The sequence below is a fragment of the Candidatus Pelagadaptatus aseana genome, from assembly GCF_040362265.1.
Lineage (GTDB): Bacteria > Pseudomonadota > Gammaproteobacteria > Pseudomonadales > Cellvibrionaceae > Pelagadaptatus > Pelagadaptatus aseana.
On record NZ_BAABNJ010000005.1, the window covers coordinates 75,938 to 89,607 of the forward strand.

Genomic DNA, 13,670 nt, shown 5'->3' on the forward strand with positions numbered 1-13,670 from the left:
TGGGTGTACAGCTGCCACCTAAGATCATGGTACTCAACTGCCGGTGTAATGGAAGTTACAAGAATCTCTTTCACAAGCGCTGGAAATAAGAATTGGTTATTTGGAGACGGATTTGGCGATCAAGGACTGGCCGGCAGCGGAGAGACCACGGGAAAAATTGTTGCAGCATGGTGCGTCACAGCTGTCGGATGCAGAATTGCTCGCCATCTTTCTTCGCACCGGCTGTGCCGGTCGGTCGGCCGTAGATCTGGCCCGCGAGCTGTTGCGCTCGTTCGGGTCGCTGCGCAATATTCTCGATGCCAGTCAGCAACAATTCTGTCAGGCACCGGGTCTGGGTGCGGCCAAGTTCGCCCAGCTGCAGGCGACCTTGGAAATGGCCCGGCGGCATTTATCCGAAGCCCTTGAAGCCGGGCAGGGATTTACCCGGCCACAGCTGGTGAAAGACTATGTGCAGCACCAGTTGCGTCACCAGAGTCGCGAGGTGTTCGCCGTATTGTTTCTGGATAACCAACATCGCCTGCTGGAGTATAGCGAGTTATTTTACGGCACCATCGATGGTGCCAGCGTCTATCCACGGGAGGTGGTCAAGCAGGCGTTGGCGTTCAATGCCGCGGCGGTCATATTTGCCCACAATCATCCCTCGGGTGTCGCCGAACCCAGCTCCCAGGATCGCTATTTGACCGACAGGCTGCAACAGGCTCTGAGTCTGGTGGATATCAGAACGCTGGATCATCTGGTTGTAGGGGAGGGAGAGGTCGCTTCTTTCGCGGAAATGGGGCTTTTGTAGTGTGTTGCCATTTTTTTCGGCGCAAAGGGCAAAAAACCGGCAAAAAAGGCAGATATATTTGCTATCGCTTGGGTGTTCTGGTATAAAACGCCGCTCGCTGAGGCCAGCCCGATTATTTTTTGTTCGAACCAGGCCATTTGCCTGTCGGATAATGGGTCAAGGGTTGTGACTCGGTCAGTTAATTAAAGATTTATGATTCGTCTCCTCAGAGGTAGGCGATGACCTGTAAAAATGAGGCGAACAGATGTCCAAGGTATGTCAAGTTACGGGTAAGCGCCCAGTAACTGGTAACAATGTTTCCCACGCAAAAAACCACACCAAGCGTCGTTTTTTGCCAAACCTGCACACTCACCGTTTTTGGGTTGAATCCGAGAAGCGTTTTGTGAAGCTGCGTGTTTCCTCCAAAGGTATGCGCATCATCGACAAGAAGGGTATCGAAACCGTTCTGTCTGAAATCCGCGCTCGCGGCGAAAAAGTATAAGGAGTTGAATCATGGCTAAAGGTGCACGTGAGAAAATCCGTCTGAATTCCAGCGCTGGTACTGGTCACTTCTACACCACTGACAAAAACAAGCGCAACACGCCTGAGAAAATGGAGATCAAAAAGTACGATCCCGTTGTTCGCAAGCACGTGATGTATAAAGAAGGCAAAATCAAGTAAGAGACTTCTTGCTTAATGCCTCGTAAAGCCCGATCTGCCACCTGCAGGTCGGGCTTTGTTATTTACAGGGATGTAATGGCAGATATGCGCTCCTGCAAAATCTGCACTTCCGCCATCCATGGCGGTCGTATGTCGCGGAAGGCATGGATGCCGTGAGCGACCTTTTGCTGGGACGCTAAATTGATGTTGCCGCAGCCATGGCAAACGTCTTCGCCAATTTGCCTAATGTTTTAGGCTCCAAGGCAATTTCTGACAAATTATCCCTATCCTCTGCCGCTCTCTGGACTAACCTCAGTCTCTGGTCTCATTATCAGTTCCCAAACCATAACAAGAGTGGAAGCCCAATGGATGTCTTACGCACCCCAGATGAATGTTTTGAGCAGTTACCCGGTTACTCCTTTGAGCCCAATTACGTCACAATCGCTGACGGCGAAGGCGGCCAGTTGCGGCTGCACTATCTGGACGAGGGTCCAGAAGATGGCGAATTGGTCTTGCTGATGCACGGCGAGCCTTCATGGAGCTATCTGTATCGCAAGATGGTACCGGTACTGGTGGCGGCAGGGAAAAGAGTGATTGCTCCGGATCTGATTGGTTTTGGTCGTTCGGACAAGCCTGCCAAGAGAACGGACTACACCTACCAGCGTCACGTTGACTGGATGACCGAGGCGCTGCTGCAAAAGCTCGATCTGCAGCGTATTACCCTGGTGTGTCAGGATTGGGGTGGTTTGATTGGTCTTCGTCTTGTGGCGGAGAATCCTGAGCGGTTTGTCCGGGTTGTGGCGGCCAATACCATGTTGCCTACCGGGGATCATGATCCGGGCGAGGCCTTTCACAACTGGAAAAAGTTTTCACAGGACGTCCCCGAGTTTCCAACGGGTGGGATTATTAAAGGTGCCACCACCACGGAGTTGGCGGCGGATGTTATTGCTGCCTACGATGCGCCATACCCGGATGAATCCTATAAAGAGGGTGCGCGACAGTTCCCGACGCTGGTGCCGGTCTCGCCAGACGATCCCGCCGCTGTCCCCAACCGGGCGGCCTGGGGGGTGTTGAGTCAGTGGCAGAAGCCGTTTCTGACGGCATTCAGTGATTCCGACCCCATCACCGCCGGCGGCGACCAGCTGATGCAAAAGCTGATTCCCGGCACCAAGGGGCAAAAGCACACCACCATAGTCAACGGCGGTCATTTTTTGCAGGAAGATCAGGGTGAAAAGTTGGCCGAAGTTGTGGTTGAATTCATCGCTGATAATCCGCTGTAACAGGATCGCCAATCGCTGCCATGCCAGAACTGCCAGAAGTTGAAACCACCCGCAGGGGGATAGAGCCCTATGTTGACGGGCAAACCATTGATCGGGCGGTTGTTCGTCACTCAGGATTGCGTTGGCCGGTGCCCGACGATTTGGATTACTGTATTGCCGGGTCGACTGTAAATAAGCTATACCGCCGGGGTAAGTATTTACTTTTTGAGCTTGAACAAGGCACTGTCCTGATTCATTTGGGGATGTCTGGCAGTTTGCGTGTGGTCAGCGGTAGCGAGCCGGTCGGCAAGCACGACCACGTCGATCTGGTTTTTACCAATGGCGCGATTGTGCGCCTGAATGACCCCCGCCGTTTTGGTGCCGTGCTTTGGAGCAGTGGTCCCGTGGCAGAGCATAAGTTGATTGCACATCTGGGACCTGAACCACTTACGGATGACTTCAATGGCGACTATCTGTTCCAGTGCTCGCGTAAGCGGACTCAGGCTATCAAACAGTTTCTGATGGACAGCAAAGTGGTTGTGGGGGTCGGTAATATCTACGCTAACGAAGCTTTGTTCGCCGCGGGTATTCGTCCGACCAAAGCCGCTGGCAAGGTGACAAGAAAGCAATATCAGGCGCTGGCCGTAGAGGTAAAGCAGGTGTTGGCCCGAGCCATCGAGCAGGGCGGCACCACCTTGAAGGATTTCGTGGGTGGTGATGGCAAACCGGGTTATTTCAAACAGGAGCTGCTGGTGTATGGGCGAGGTGGACAACCCTGTTGCCGCTGTGGCCGGGCACTCAAAGAAGTAAAATTGGGGCAGCGAACCACGGTTTTTTGCAGCCAGTGTCAGAAATAAAGGCGTTTTTGCGGTTCAGGGCTACACTGGGGTCATAAGCTGTGGTTTTATTGGTGTTTCAAATGGCGCTTCAGAGCCCAGTGCACATATCTAGAATCATTGAGTAACAGAACTCAGGATAACCGCAAGAATAGAGGAGATTACTATGAATGCTTTAGGGATGATCGCAAAAGTTACCACCTTACTGCTGTGTTTATCAGTCAGTCAGTGGAGCTGGGGTGTGGGTGAAGTGGAGGAAAATCCCTCGGCGCTGGCCATGACCACCGATGCACTGATTGTGCGCCCGGTAATGATTGCTACCACGATTGTTGGCAGTGCGTTATGGCTGGTCAGTGCACCGTTTTCGTTGATGGGTGGCAATGCCGATCAGGCTGCAGATACTTTGATTGTTGGCCCGGCTGAGTCCGCGTTCAAGCGTTGTCTGGGTTGTATTGGTGATGGTTACAAGCGTGGCAATATGACCGAGTGAACTAAGAGCATCAATCAGGCATTAAAAAAGGGCGCATGCGCCCTTTTTTAATGCCTGTAAAGCCGGTGATCAATTGAACTTGGCTTTGAGCTCATCCACGATAAACGGGTGGACAAATTTGCTGACATCACCGTCCAGTGAGGCAATTTCCCGTACCAGAGACGAAGAAATATAGGACAGGTGCTCTGCCGGCGTCAGAAACAGGCTCTCCATCTCGGGCATCAGTGCCCGGTTCATATTGGCCAGCTGGAACTCATATTCAAAATCGGATACCGCACGCAGGCCGCGCAACACGCCATTGGCCTTTTTCTGCTTGATCAGTTCAGCCAGCAGAATATCAAAACCACAGATTTCCACGTTATCGAGATGCGCCAGAACTTTGGTGACCTGATTAACGCGCTCTTCGAGAGTGAACAGAGGGTTTTTCTTGGTGCTGGCGGCGATGGCTACGGTGACCTTGTCAAACAGGCGGCAAGCGCGCTCTACCAGATCAATGTGGCCGTTGGTAATGGGGTCAAAAGTGCCAGGGTAAACTACGTGTTTCATTGGTTTTCTCGGTTAGTCCCAATCGGTAGGGCCGCGATAGTAAACAAAATAAGCGACAAGTACAAAATCTATCGAACATGGAAAGGCCAATGTGCGTTACTGGTCGGGTTAATCCGGAAGATGGCGGTAATAGAGGCTGTAACTGATCTGGCCGCTGTGCTTTTGGCGATGGAGTTGCCAGTGCGACGGTATCACCAGTGACTGATTCTTCGGGGTTTCGATGTAGATGGCTGCACCATCGTCCAGCCAGTCATGGGTTTCAAGACTGTCGATCACTGTTTGCCAGAGGTTCAGGGCAAACGGCGGGTCCAGAAAAACCACCTGATAAGGTCGGGGCGGTGGGTGTTGCAGATGGCTCAGTGTGTCCCTCTGCAGTACCTGACCAGCATCGCTGCCTAACAGTGTGAGGTTGCTCTGGATCTGTTGCGCCGCGGTGGCATTTTTTTCCAGCAGCACGGCGCTGGCGACGCCCCTCGACAGCGCCTCGAGCCCGAGAGCGCCTGAACCGCTGAACAGATCCAGACAGTGAGCGCCGGGGAGATCAGCCTGAAGCCAGTTGAACAGGGTCTCGCGGATGCGATCACCGGTTGGGCGCAAGCCCTCCACAGCGGCAAAATCCAGTTTGCGACCACGCCACTGGCCACCAATGATGCGCAGGCGATTGCTGCCCGTTTTAGAGGTGGCTTGGTTGGTATTCTGACGTTGTCGCGGTTTGGATTTCACGGTTGTCTCAATCAGTGGCTACCCGTGGTTGGGCTCTCTCGTAAACGATCCCGATGTGGTAGGATGCGCGCCAGATTATAGCGGCCCGAGGCGCCGCCTCACAGCATTATCCGTGCATCGCTTGGCGCGGACTCTGGTTAAGGAATGGAATGATGTCGACGCAACCTGTAACCCCTCAAGACAATACGCCGGCTGAACTACCCGTTTGGGATGAGCTATTGCAGCACATTGTGTCTGCAACCGGCTGGAGTGAGGATGTCGCTCTGTTGGCACTGGGCCTTGGTGGTCTGGTCGCACTGCTGCTATTGCTGTGGCTGGTTCGGATCGTGTTCGGTGGGACTCAGACCGATCGGGAATCCGCGGAAACAACGCCAAGTGCAGCAGAACAGGATGAACCGGAACTGGCCTTGCAGGAGCCCGTTGCTGCGTCTGAAACTAGTCCAGAGCCAGAGCCAGAGCCAGAAATTTCCGAACAGGGGCTGTTCGCCCGACTGAAAGCGGGACTGTCCCGGACCAACGCCAATTTTGCCGAGGGTCTGGGCAATCTGTTTATGGGGCAGAAAGAGATCGATGAAGATCTGCTGGAGGAAATTGAAACCCAGTTATTGGTGGCGGATGTAGGTATGGATGCCACCACTGAAATCATCGACATGCTGACCGAGCGGGTCGAGCGCAAACAACTGGCCGATGCCGACGCACTCTACAAAGCCTTGCAGGAGGCTCTGGCGGAGTTGCTGCACAAGGTTGAGTCGCCTTTGCAGTTGCCTGAGAAGCAGCCCGCCGTGGTGTTAGTCGTGGGCGTTAACGGAGTGGGTAAAACCACTACCATTGGCAAGCTGGCCAAGCGCCTGCAGCGCGATGGTAAATCGGTGATGCTCGCCGCTGGCGATACCTTCCGCGCTGCGGCGGTGGAGCAGCTGCAAGTCTGGGGTGAGCGCAATCAGGTGCCCGTGGTGGCTCAGCACACTGGCGCCGATAGCGCCTCTGTCATCTTTGATGCCATAGCATCGGGGCAGGCCAAGGGCACGGATGTCATTATCGCCGATACCGCCGGGCGTCTGCATAACAAAGGGCATCTGATGGAAGAGCTGGCCAAGGTCAAGCGGGTTATGGCAAAGCTGGATGATACCGCGCCCCATGAGGTACTGTTGGTGCTGGACGCCGGTACCGGACAGAACGCACTGAGTCAGGCTGAGCAATTTATCGAAGCTGCCGGGGTCACCGGTCTGGTGCTTACCAAGCTCGATGGCACGGCCAAAGGGGGTGTCATCTTTGCCCTCAGCAAACGCTTTGGGTTGCCGGTCCGCTTTATCGGTGTGGGTGAAGGCATTGATGACCTGCGCCCCTTTGTTGCCGAGGATTTTGTACAGGCTCTGTTTGGTAACGATTAAACCGCACAGCAACCACTAATAAGACGAGTTAATGATTCGATTTGATCAGGTCAGTAAGCGCTACCCCGGGGGGCACGAGGCGCTCAATCGCCTCAGTTTTGAATTGGCTGACGGCGAGCTGGCCTTTCTGACCGGCCACTCCGGTGCCGGCAAAAGTACCCTGTTAAAACTGATTATGTTGATGGAGCGGGCCTCTCAGGGGCAGGTGTGGGTCAATGGTCAGAATCTCAGCCGCCTCGGCAATCGCCACATACCGGCACTGCGGCGTCAGGTGGGGGTGGTGTTCCAGAATCATCGGTTATTGTTCGATCGCAGTGTCTATGACAATGTCGCCCTGCCACTGCTTGTTGAGGGTTACAGCCCCACGGATGCCGCCAGACGCGTGCGCGCGGCGCTGGATAAAGTCGGGTTGCTGGGAAAAGAAAAACACAATCCGGTGTTGTTGTCGGGCGGGGAACAGCAGCGGGTGGGCATTGCCCGTGCGGTCGTCAACAAGCCACCCCTGTTACTTGCCGATGAGCCAACCGGCAACCTTGATCCGCAATTGTCCGCCGAAATCATGACCCTGTTTCAGCAGTTCAACAGCGTTGGTGTCACGGTATTGATTGCCAGTCACGATATTGCCCTGATCCGGCGCCTCAAACAGCGTGTTTTGGGGTTGTCCAAAGGCCAGTTGGTACACGATGGAGTGTTGCGCGATGCCGCTAAAGCAGGGAGCTAGTCGGGTTGCACCCTCCGGTGCGAGTCGCAAAGAGCCAGCACGACAAAAGACGTCTGCCAAAAGCAGCGGTCGGACCGCATCCAGGCGTGAGGCGGATACCAAGGGCGCGGTGTTGCAGCGAACCGGCTTGGGTGATCGCTGGCAGGCCTACCTTGCTCACCACCGCGCCAGCGCAACAGACAGTTGGCAACGGCTATTGCGTTCACCGCTGCAAAGCCTGATGACGGCACTGGTTATGGCCATTGCTCTGGCGTTACCGGCCACACTGCTGGTGAGTCTCAACAACGTTCAGCAACTGGGGGCGGCATGGGACTCCGGCCCCAGGGTGACCCTGTTTCTCAATGTGGCGGCCCGGGAGGCGGCCATCGACAAGCTGCAGCAACAGCTAGAGGCCGAGTTGGCGGTGGCCTCGGTGACCTATATCTCGGCCGATCAGGCTCTGGCGGATTTTGAGCGTGAGTCGGGTATGGGGTCTGCGCTGCGCAGTCTGGATACCAATCCGCTGCCGCCGGCGCTGGTGGTGACGCCGCAACCGTTGGTATCCGTAACCCAATTACAACAATTGGCTGAAAAGGCCCGACAGTCGGCGGTGGTGGATGATGTGCTCTACGACCAGGCCTGGATCAAACGGCTCTATCAAATACTTCATATCGGCGAGCGTCTGGTACTGGGGTTGGGCGTTTTGTTGATTGTTGGCGTACTACTGGTGATCGGCAACACCATCCGTCTGGCCATCGAAAACCGGCGCGATGAAATTGTGATCATCAAACTGGTTGGTGGCACCGATGCCTTTGTGCGTCGACCCTTTCTTTATACCGGGTTGTGGTATGGCCTGGCCGGTGGTGTTCTGGCGTGGCTGTTACTGACGCTCGGTTTGGCCGGTTTGAGTGGTCCGGTCAGCGAATTGGCCAGCCTGTATCAGAGTGATTTTCGTCTGCAGGGGCTTGGATTCACCGCGTCACTGGGGTTGTTGGCTCTGGCGGCACTGGTTGGCTGGCTCGGGGCTTGGTTGACTGTCGGTCGCCAATTGCGCCAAATTAACCCGGAATAGTCCTGTCAGAGGTTTCAGGTTGGGGTTATAACTCGTTGAAAAGTATAACGATTTAGTGAACTTTTCGAGAGGTTAGCACTCTAACGCCGGGAGTGGTAAACTCAGGCGGCTTTGGGGACTGAGTGTGTCTCAAACCCCCGTCAAATAAGCGTTTAGATGTATTTACGTGCTGGAGGACAGCAATCATGGGAACAAGCTTACAGCCAGTTGATGTATTGGCTCCCGGCGCCAACCTTAACGCCTACGTACAGGCGGTTAATGGTTTTGCCGTGCTCTCTGCCGAAGAGGAAAAAGAGCTCGCTGAAAAGCTTTATTACCACGAAGATCTGGAGGCGGCCCGCCGTCTGGTGCTGGCTCATCTCAGATTTGTGGTGCACATTGCCAAAACCTATTCCGGTTATGGTCTGTCACAGGGCGACCTGATTCAGGAAGGCAACGTTGGTCTGATGAAAGCGGTCAAGCGCTTTAACCCCGAGAAGGGTGTGCGTCTGGTGTCGTTTGCAGTGCATTGGATCAAGGCCGAGATGCACGAATTTATTCTGCGCAACTGGCGTATCGTCAAGGTGGCCACCACCAAGGCTCAGCGCAAGTTATTCTTCAATCTGCGCGGTGCCAAAAAGCGTCTGGCTTGGCTGACAGAGGAAGAAACCAAAGTCATTGCCGAAGATCTGGGCGTTGAAACCAAGCATGTGAGAGAGATGGAAGGCCGTCTTTCTGCCTATGATGCCGCTTTCGATGCCGGCAGTGATGACGACGATGACACCGCCTATCAGGCACCGGCCTATTATCTCGAAGACAAGCGGTATGACCCCGCAGTGCAGTTGGAGAATGCCGACTGGAGTGACAGCAATGCCGCCAGCCTGGCCAAAGCACTGGAGGTTCTGGATGACCGCAGCCGCGATATCCTGCAGCAACGCTGGCTCAACGAAGACAAGGCGACCTTGCATGAGTTGGCCGCTCACTACGGGGTTTCTGCCGAGCGTATCCGCCAGCTGGAAAAGAATGCGATGAAGAAAATTCGCGTGGCCATGGAGGCTTGATAGCCACTTTACCTCGCCACTGAAAAAGCCACAGTGATTGTGGCTTTTTTTATACCCATAGGTTGAGGGCCTTGAAGGCGTCTCAATCAGTCTGACTCAATAGCCAGATCACCACGCAGGACGCCCATGGCCAGATTGTTTCTCACATTAGCTTCGTTTAGCGGTTTTATTGCGGTCGCACTGGGAGCTTTTGGTGCCCATGGATTGCGCGGCCGGCTTGATGAGGCATTGCTTTCGACTTACCAGACCGGGGTCGAGTACCAGTTTATCCACACTTTGGCGCTGCTCGCCGTGGCATTGCTGCTCTACCGCACACCTGACAGTAGCTCGCTAAAAGTGTCCGGCTGGGCGTTTGTCATCGGTATCGGGCTGTTCAGTGGTTCCCTCTACGCCCTGGCATTCGGTGCCCCGTCCTGGGTTGGGCCGATTACTCCCGTTGGTGGATTATCATTTATGGTCGGCTGGCTGTCGTTATGCTGGTCGGCGCGTCAGATACAATCTTAATTATGCAGTAATAGAAGTTGTTATGGATCCTTTAGAATTTAAACCCGAATACAAGCGCAAGCCGATACGCAGTTACGTGATTCGCAGCGGGCGCATGACCGATGGCCAGAAAAAGGCTTTTGCCAGTCAGTGGCAAACCTACGGGGTCAGTTTATTTGATGGCATGCAGTCTCTGCCACAGCTGTTTGGTCGCCAGGCCCCGGTGGTTCTGGAGATCGGTTTTGGCATGGGTGACTCGCTCTGCAGCATGGCGGTGAATGAGCCGGACAAGGATTTTATTGGTATCGAAGTGCATCCTCCGGGTGTTGGTTGTCTGATCAACAACGCCGCCAAAGCCGAGGTGGAAAACCTGCGGGTGTATATGGCGGACGCCATTGATGTGCTCGACGATTGCATACCCGATAACAGTCTGGACCGCTTCCAGCTGTATTTTCCTGACCCCTGGCATAAAAAGAAGCACAACAAACGACGCATTGTTCAGCCACCTTTCGTGGCTAAAATTTTGCAAAAGCTCAAACCCGGTGGTGTCATTCATATGGCGACGGATTGGGAGGCTTACGCCGAACATATGATGGAAGTGCTGTCGCCGTTTACCGAGCTGGACAATCAGGCCGGTGAATACTGTTTTTCAGAGCGGCCCGAGTATCGCCCGGTGACCAAATTTGAAAAGCGGGGCGAGCGTCTGGGTCACGGTGTCTGGGATTTGTTGTTTACCAAAAAGGAGAGTGAGTAAATGTTACAACGTCTGAGTCTGGTGCTGTTGGCTTGTGTCGTCCTGGCGGGCTGCGAGAGCGCCTATTACGGCGCCATGGAGAAAGTGGGTTTTCACAAGCGCGACATTCTGGTCGATCGGGTTGAAGACGTGCGCGACTCACAGGTGGATGTTAAAGAGCAGTTTGCGTCAGCGCTGGAGCGTTTTACGGAAGAACTGAACTTTGATGGCGGCGAGCTGGAAAAAGTGTACAAGGCACTGGACGGTGAATATCAGGACAGTCTGTCACGGGCCGAAGAGCTGAGCGCCAATATCGATCGGGTAGAAGATGTGGCTGAAGACCTGTTTGATGAGTGGGAAGGTGAGCTCGATCAGTACAGTAATGCCTCGCTGAAGCGACAGAGTGCCGCTCAGCTGCGCGAGACCAAAGCCCACTACAAGAAGATGCTCAGCGCCATGCACTCGGCCGAAGAAAAAATGTTTCCGGTGCTGGAAACGCTGCACGATCAGGTATTGTTTTTGAAACACAACCTCAATGCCCGAGCCATTGCCTCGCTGAAGGGGGAATTTGGCTCCCTCAAGCGCGATGTGCAGCGATTGATTGCGGATATGGAGGCATCCATCAAGGCTTCCGAGCAATTTATGGAAACTTTGCAGTAAAGAAAGGACAAAACACCGGCAATTTTTCAGTTGTTGTCTACACTGGTGGCAATCACCTGACAGTGGTTGGTGCCGGTCATAGGTCACAAGCAACTGAACAGGAGGGACCCGAGACACACCGATGCGGTGGAGACAGGTCTAACAACCGAATAAGTACCCTGAATAACAAAAAGATGTACCTATAAAAAGTTTAGTACCTCGCAAATTGGAGTAGCGAAAATGAGAAGCACCATGAAAAAACTGGCTTTGGCCTCTGCCGTTTCCGGCGCTATGTTGGCACCGCTGGCATTTGCCGATGGCCACAAATTTGAAATCAGCGCCGGCGCAGCTTTCCAGAAGTTCGACAGTGATCGCAAGCTGGATGATGAGACCGGTTATGGCGTTGGTCTGGGTTATGTGATCAACCCACGCTGGACCGTAGAAGCCTGGTGGACCGAAATTGACAGCGAGCTGGAAAACAACGGCGGTGACGTTGATACCGAATCTGCCCGCCTGGATTTCCTCTACCATCTGGAAAATACCTGGGGTGCCTGGCAGCCGTTTTTGATCGGTGGTCTGGGTGATGTGGAATTTGATGTGGACAACGGTTCCACCACGGATGAAACCCGCTGGAATCTGGGTGTGGGCGTGAAGCGCGAGCTGTCTGAGCACTTCGACTTCCGCACCGATCTGCGCTGGTTCGATAGCATGGACGAGAATGAACAGGATTTGGGCCTGCTGCTGGCGTTGACCTACAAGCTGGGCAAAACTGCGGCACCAGCCGCTCCTGAACCTGCGCCTCAGCGTCTCGACAGTGACGGTGACGGAGTTTACGACGATGAGGATAAATGCCCGGGTACGGCCGCCAATCTGGCGGTGGATGCCGATGGTTGCCCAATGAAGCTGATGGAAGATGTGTCCGTTGGCCTGAAGCTGTACTTCGACAACGACAGCGCCGTGGTTAAAGAAGCTTACTACTCTGAAATCAAGCGCGTTGCCGACTTTATGGAAACCTACAGCAATACCAAAGTGGAGATTCAGGGGCACACCGATTCCCGTGGCTCTGCCGCTTACAACAAAAACCTGTCCCAGCGTCGTGCCGATGCCGTGGCCAAGGTGCTGGTTGAGAAGTTTGGTGTAGAGGCGGGTCGCGTCAGCGCCAAAGGCTATGGCGAAGACATGCCGATTGCGTCCAATGAGGCCATCGAAGGTCGCGCTGCCAACCGTCGCGTGATTGCAGAGATCAGCGCTCAGGTTGAGACTATGAAGCAACGCTAAGTGGCAATGCCCCTGTGCAGACGGGGGCTCAATGATAAAAAAGGCACCCGAGGGTGCCTTTTTTATTGCCTAGCTGGAGGCCTGTTCAGGTTACTGTCAGGACATCGACATCAAGCTGGTCGATCACCTTCTCTGCGGTATTGCCTATCAGTGCACCCTGCAGACCATGACGCGCCACGGTGCCGAGTACCAGCACGTCGGCGTTAATGTCGTTAGTCACCTCAAGAATCGCTTCGGTGGCTTTGCCGGTGCGAATGTGTACCCGGTCGAGATTAACGCCAAAGCGCTCGGCAATGGCGCTCTCGCGGGATTGGTCTTCGTCTTCGAGCAGACCGAGTACGTCGGCCATATTGGCCGTATGATCCATGGCTGCCACCAGGTGCAGATCTGACTGGGTGGCATTGGCCAGACGCTGGGCCTCGGTAACGATGACATTGTTCAGCATGTCGTGTTCGGCATCGGCGGTATCGATGTTAACGGCGGCGAGAATGCGCTGATTGGTCCAGGGGGCGTCCTCTTTGACCAGCAGGGTGGCGCAGGGCGCTTTGCGTATCAGGGTAAAATCCGAGCGCGTGCGCAGATGCTGCAGAAAGCCCCGGTGGCAATAACTGGATTTAATCACCATGCCGGCACCATTGCGGCCGCAGGCGTGTACCACAGACTCTTGCCAGTTCTGATTCCAGTAGGGCTCGACGCTTACCGCCAGGCCTTCTTCCCTCAGTGGCTTGGCCAGTGCTTCGAGTTTGTCGCGCAACTCCAGCAGGGTGGTGTGCTTGGCGTCGTGGCGCGAGTGAAAGTCGCCAATATCCTCCGGCTGATAGCAACAGAACAGGTGCAGCCTGGCTCCGGTGTCTACCGCCAGTTGTTCTGCCCGTTTCAGCGCAGTTTGATTATCCGAGGTTGGGTCTATGACCACCAGCAGGGTCGATTGGGGCATGGCTGACTCCTTGTGATTTGTTGAAACAAATTTTTAAAAAACGAAACAATCTTTTTTAAAAATAGTCTCTAGAACAATAGTCTCTTACACTATTTGATTCTATGAACTAACAGTAAA

The 13,670-nt window shown here is 54.3% G+C and carries 17 protein-coding genes; 14 read left to right on the forward strand and 3 right to left on the reverse strand.

The window, feature by feature from the left end; translation table 11 throughout:
- Window positions 1–112 precede the first annotated feature (112 nt).
- The 6 genes from radC (at window position 113) to ACPXV9_RS08965 (ending at window position 4,011) form a co-directional block, all read left to right on the forward strand.
- Window positions 113–787: a RadC family protein gene (radC, locus tag ACPXV9_RS08940; RefSeq protein ID WP_423896109.1), complete on the forward strand. Its 675-nt coding sequence runs from the start codon at window positions 113–115 to the stop codon at window positions 785–787.
- A gap of 244 nt (window positions 788–1,031) precedes the next feature.
- The gene (rpmB, locus tag ACPXV9_RS08945) at window positions 1,032–1,268 is read left to right on the forward strand and encodes a 50S ribosomal protein L28 (RefSeq protein ID WP_423896110.1); all 237 of its coding nucleotides are present in this window, start codon (window positions 1,032–1,034) and stop codon (window positions 1,266–1,268) included.
- 11 nt (window positions 1,269–1,279) lie between these two features.
- A complete protein-coding gene (gene rpmG, locus ACPXV9_RS08950) occupies window positions 1,280–1,447 on the forward strand; it encodes a 50S ribosomal protein L33 (RefSeq protein WP_166989239.1) in 168 nt (55 codons plus the stop codon).
- Between the two features lie 344 nt (window positions 1,448–1,791).
- Window positions 1,792–2,706: a haloalkane dehalogenase gene (locus ACPXV9_RS08955; protein ID WP_423896111.1), complete on the forward strand. Its 915-nt coding sequence runs from the start codon at window positions 1,792–1,794 to the stop codon at window positions 2,704–2,706.
- A 20-nt stretch (window positions 2,707–2,726) separates the two neighbouring features.
- Window positions 2,727–3,542, forward strand: coding sequence for a bifunctional DNA-formamidopyrimidine glycosylase/DNA-(apurinic or apyrimidinic site) lyase (gene mutM, locus ACPXV9_RS08960; protein WP_423896112.1), 816 nt, complete (start codon window positions 2,727–2,729; stop codon window positions 3,540–3,542).
- Window positions 3,543–3,687: 145 nt separating this feature from the next.
- Complete coding sequence (locus ACPXV9_RS08965) at window positions 3,688–4,011, forward strand: hypothetical protein (protein ID WP_423896113.1); 324 nt, start codon at window positions 3,688–3,690, stop codon at window positions 4,009–4,011.
- A 69-nt stretch (window positions 4,012–4,080) separates the two neighbouring features.
- Here the strand turns inward: ACPXV9_RS08965 and coaD are convergent, their stop codons facing one another.
- Together coaD and rsmD are read right to left on the reverse strand one after the other, a co-directional pair.
- Complete coding sequence (gene coaD, locus ACPXV9_RS08970) at window positions 4,081–4,557, reverse strand: pantetheine-phosphate adenylyltransferase (protein ID WP_423896114.1); 477 nt, start codon at window positions 4,555–4,557, stop codon at window positions 4,081–4,083.
- A gap of 108 nt (window positions 4,558–4,665) precedes the next feature.
- Window positions 4,666–5,280, reverse strand: a complete 615-nt coding sequence (rsmD, locus tag ACPXV9_RS08975) for a 16S rRNA (guanine(966)-N(2))-methyltransferase RsmD (RefSeq protein WP_423896115.1) — start codon at window positions 5,278–5,280, stop codon at window positions 4,666–4,668.
- Between the two features lie 152 nt (window positions 5,281–5,432).
- On the opposite strand from rsmD, the gene ftsY reads away from it, so the two are divergent.
- From ftsY to ACPXV9_RS09015, 8 genes are all read left to right on the forward strand, one after another.
- Entirely contained in the window at window positions 5,433–6,671 is a 1,239-nt protein-coding gene (gene ftsY / locus ACPXV9_RS08980) for a signal recognition particle-docking protein FtsY (RefSeq protein WP_423896116.1), read from the forward strand.
- Window positions 6,672–6,702: 31 nt separating this feature from the next.
- Window positions 6,703–7,392: a cell division ATP-binding protein FtsE gene (gene ftsE, locus ACPXV9_RS08985; RefSeq protein WP_423896117.1), complete on the forward strand. Its 690-nt coding sequence runs from the start codon at window positions 6,703–6,705 to the stop codon at window positions 7,390–7,392.
- Complete coding sequence (gene ftsX / locus ACPXV9_RS08990; RefSeq protein ID WP_423896118.1) at window positions 7,370–8,443, forward strand: permease-like cell division protein FtsX; 1,074 nt, start codon at window positions 7,370–7,372, stop codon at window positions 8,441–8,443. Before ftsE ends, ftsX begins: the two co-directional genes overlap by 23 nt.
- A 185-nt stretch (window positions 8,444–8,628) precedes the next feature.
- Window positions 8,629–9,483 carry an RNA polymerase sigma factor RpoH gene (gene rpoH / locus ACPXV9_RS08995; RefSeq protein WP_423896119.1) on the forward strand — a complete coding sequence of 285 codons (855 nt, stop codon included), beginning with the start codon at window positions 8,629–8,631 and terminating at the stop codon, window positions 9,481–9,483.
- A gap of 126 nt (window positions 9,484–9,609) precedes the next feature.
- Complete coding sequence (locus ACPXV9_RS09000; protein WP_423896120.1) at window positions 9,610–9,987, forward strand: DUF423 domain-containing protein; 378 nt, start codon at window positions 9,610–9,612, stop codon at window positions 9,985–9,987.
- Window positions 9,988–10,009: 22 nt separating this feature from the next.
- Window positions 10,010–10,720, forward strand: coding sequence for a tRNA (guanosine(46)-N7)-methyltransferase TrmB (gene trmB, locus ACPXV9_RS09005; protein WP_423896121.1), 711 nt, complete (start codon window positions 10,010–10,012; stop codon window positions 10,718–10,720).
- Window positions 10,721–11,359: a DUF2959 domain-containing protein gene (locus tag ACPXV9_RS09010; protein WP_423896122.1), complete on the forward strand. Its 639-nt coding sequence runs from the start codon at window positions 10,721–10,723 to the stop codon at window positions 11,357–11,359.
- A 219-nt stretch (window positions 11,360–11,578) separates the two neighbouring features.
- On the forward strand, window positions 11,579–12,616 hold the full coding sequence (locus tag ACPXV9_RS09015) for an OmpA family protein (RefSeq protein WP_423896123.1): 1,038 nt from the start codon (window positions 11,579–11,581) through the stop codon (window positions 12,614–12,616).
- An 85-nt stretch (window positions 12,617–12,701) separates the two neighbouring features.
- On the opposite strand, the gene ACPXV9_RS09020 is transcribed toward ACPXV9_RS09015, so the two are convergent.
- On the reverse strand, window positions 12,702–13,553 hold the full coding sequence (locus tag ACPXV9_RS09020; protein WP_423896124.1) for a universal stress protein: 852 nt from the start codon (window positions 13,551–13,553) through the stop codon (window positions 12,702–12,704).
- Between the last annotated feature and the right edge of the window lie 117 nt (window positions 13,554–13,670).

Bases quoted from the DNA above. Each gene is read 5' to 3' on its own strand.
- ACPXV9_RS09020 (WP_423896124.1), bottom strand. From the start codon at position 13,553: ATGCCCCAATCGACCCTGCTGGTGGTCATAGACCCAACCTCGGATAAT.
- ACPXV9_RS09015 (WP_423896123.1), top strand. From the start codon at position 11,579: ATGAGAAGCACCATGAAAAAACTGGCTTTGGCCTCTGCCGTTTCCGGC.
- coaD (WP_423896114.1), bottom strand. From the start codon at position 4,557: ATGAAACACGTAGTTTACCCTGGCACTTTTGACCCCATTACCAACGGC.
- trmB (WP_423896121.1), top strand. From the start codon at position 10,010: ATGGATCCTTTAGAATTTAAACCCGAATACAAGCGCAAGCCGATACGC.
- ACPXV9_RS09010 (WP_423896122.1), top strand. From the start codon at position 10,721: ATGTTACAACGTCTGAGTCTGGTGCTGTTGGCTTGTGTCGTCCTGGCG.
- ACPXV9_RS08955 (WP_423896111.1), top strand. From the start codon at position 1,792: ATGGATGTCTTACGCACCCCAGATGAATGTTTTGAGCAGTTACCCGGT.
- ftsY (WP_423896116.1), top strand. From the start codon at position 5,433: ATGTCGACGCAACCTGTAACCCCTCAAGACAATACGCCGGCTGAACTA.
- rpoH (WP_423896119.1), top strand. From the start codon at position 8,629: ATGGGAACAAGCTTACAGCCAGTTGATGTATTGGCTCCCGGCGCCAAC.
- ACPXV9_RS09000 (WP_423896120.1), top strand. From the start codon at position 9,610: ATGGCCAGATTGTTTCTCACATTAGCTTCGTTTAGCGGTTTTATTGCG.
- rpmB (WP_423896110.1), top strand. From the start codon at position 1,032: ATGTCCAAGGTATGTCAAGTTACGGGTAAGCGCCCAGTAACTGGTAAC.
- ftsE (WP_423896117.1), top strand. From the start codon at position 6,703: ATGATTCGATTTGATCAGGTCAGTAAGCGCTACCCCGGGGGGCACGAG.
- ACPXV9_RS08965 (WP_423896113.1), top strand. From the start codon at position 3,688: ATGAATGCTTTAGGGATGATCGCAAAAGTTACCACCTTACTGCTGTGT.
- ftsX (WP_423896118.1), top strand. From the start codon at position 7,370: ATGCCGCTAAAGCAGGGAGCTAGTCGGGTTGCACCCTCCGGTGCGAGT.
- mutM (WP_423896112.1), top strand. From the start codon at position 2,727: ATGCCAGAACTGCCAGAAGTTGAAACCACCCGCAGGGGGATAGAGCCC.
- rpmG (WP_166989239.1), top strand. From the start codon at position 1,280: ATGGCTAAAGGTGCACGTGAGAAAATCCGTCTGAATTCCAGCGCTGGT.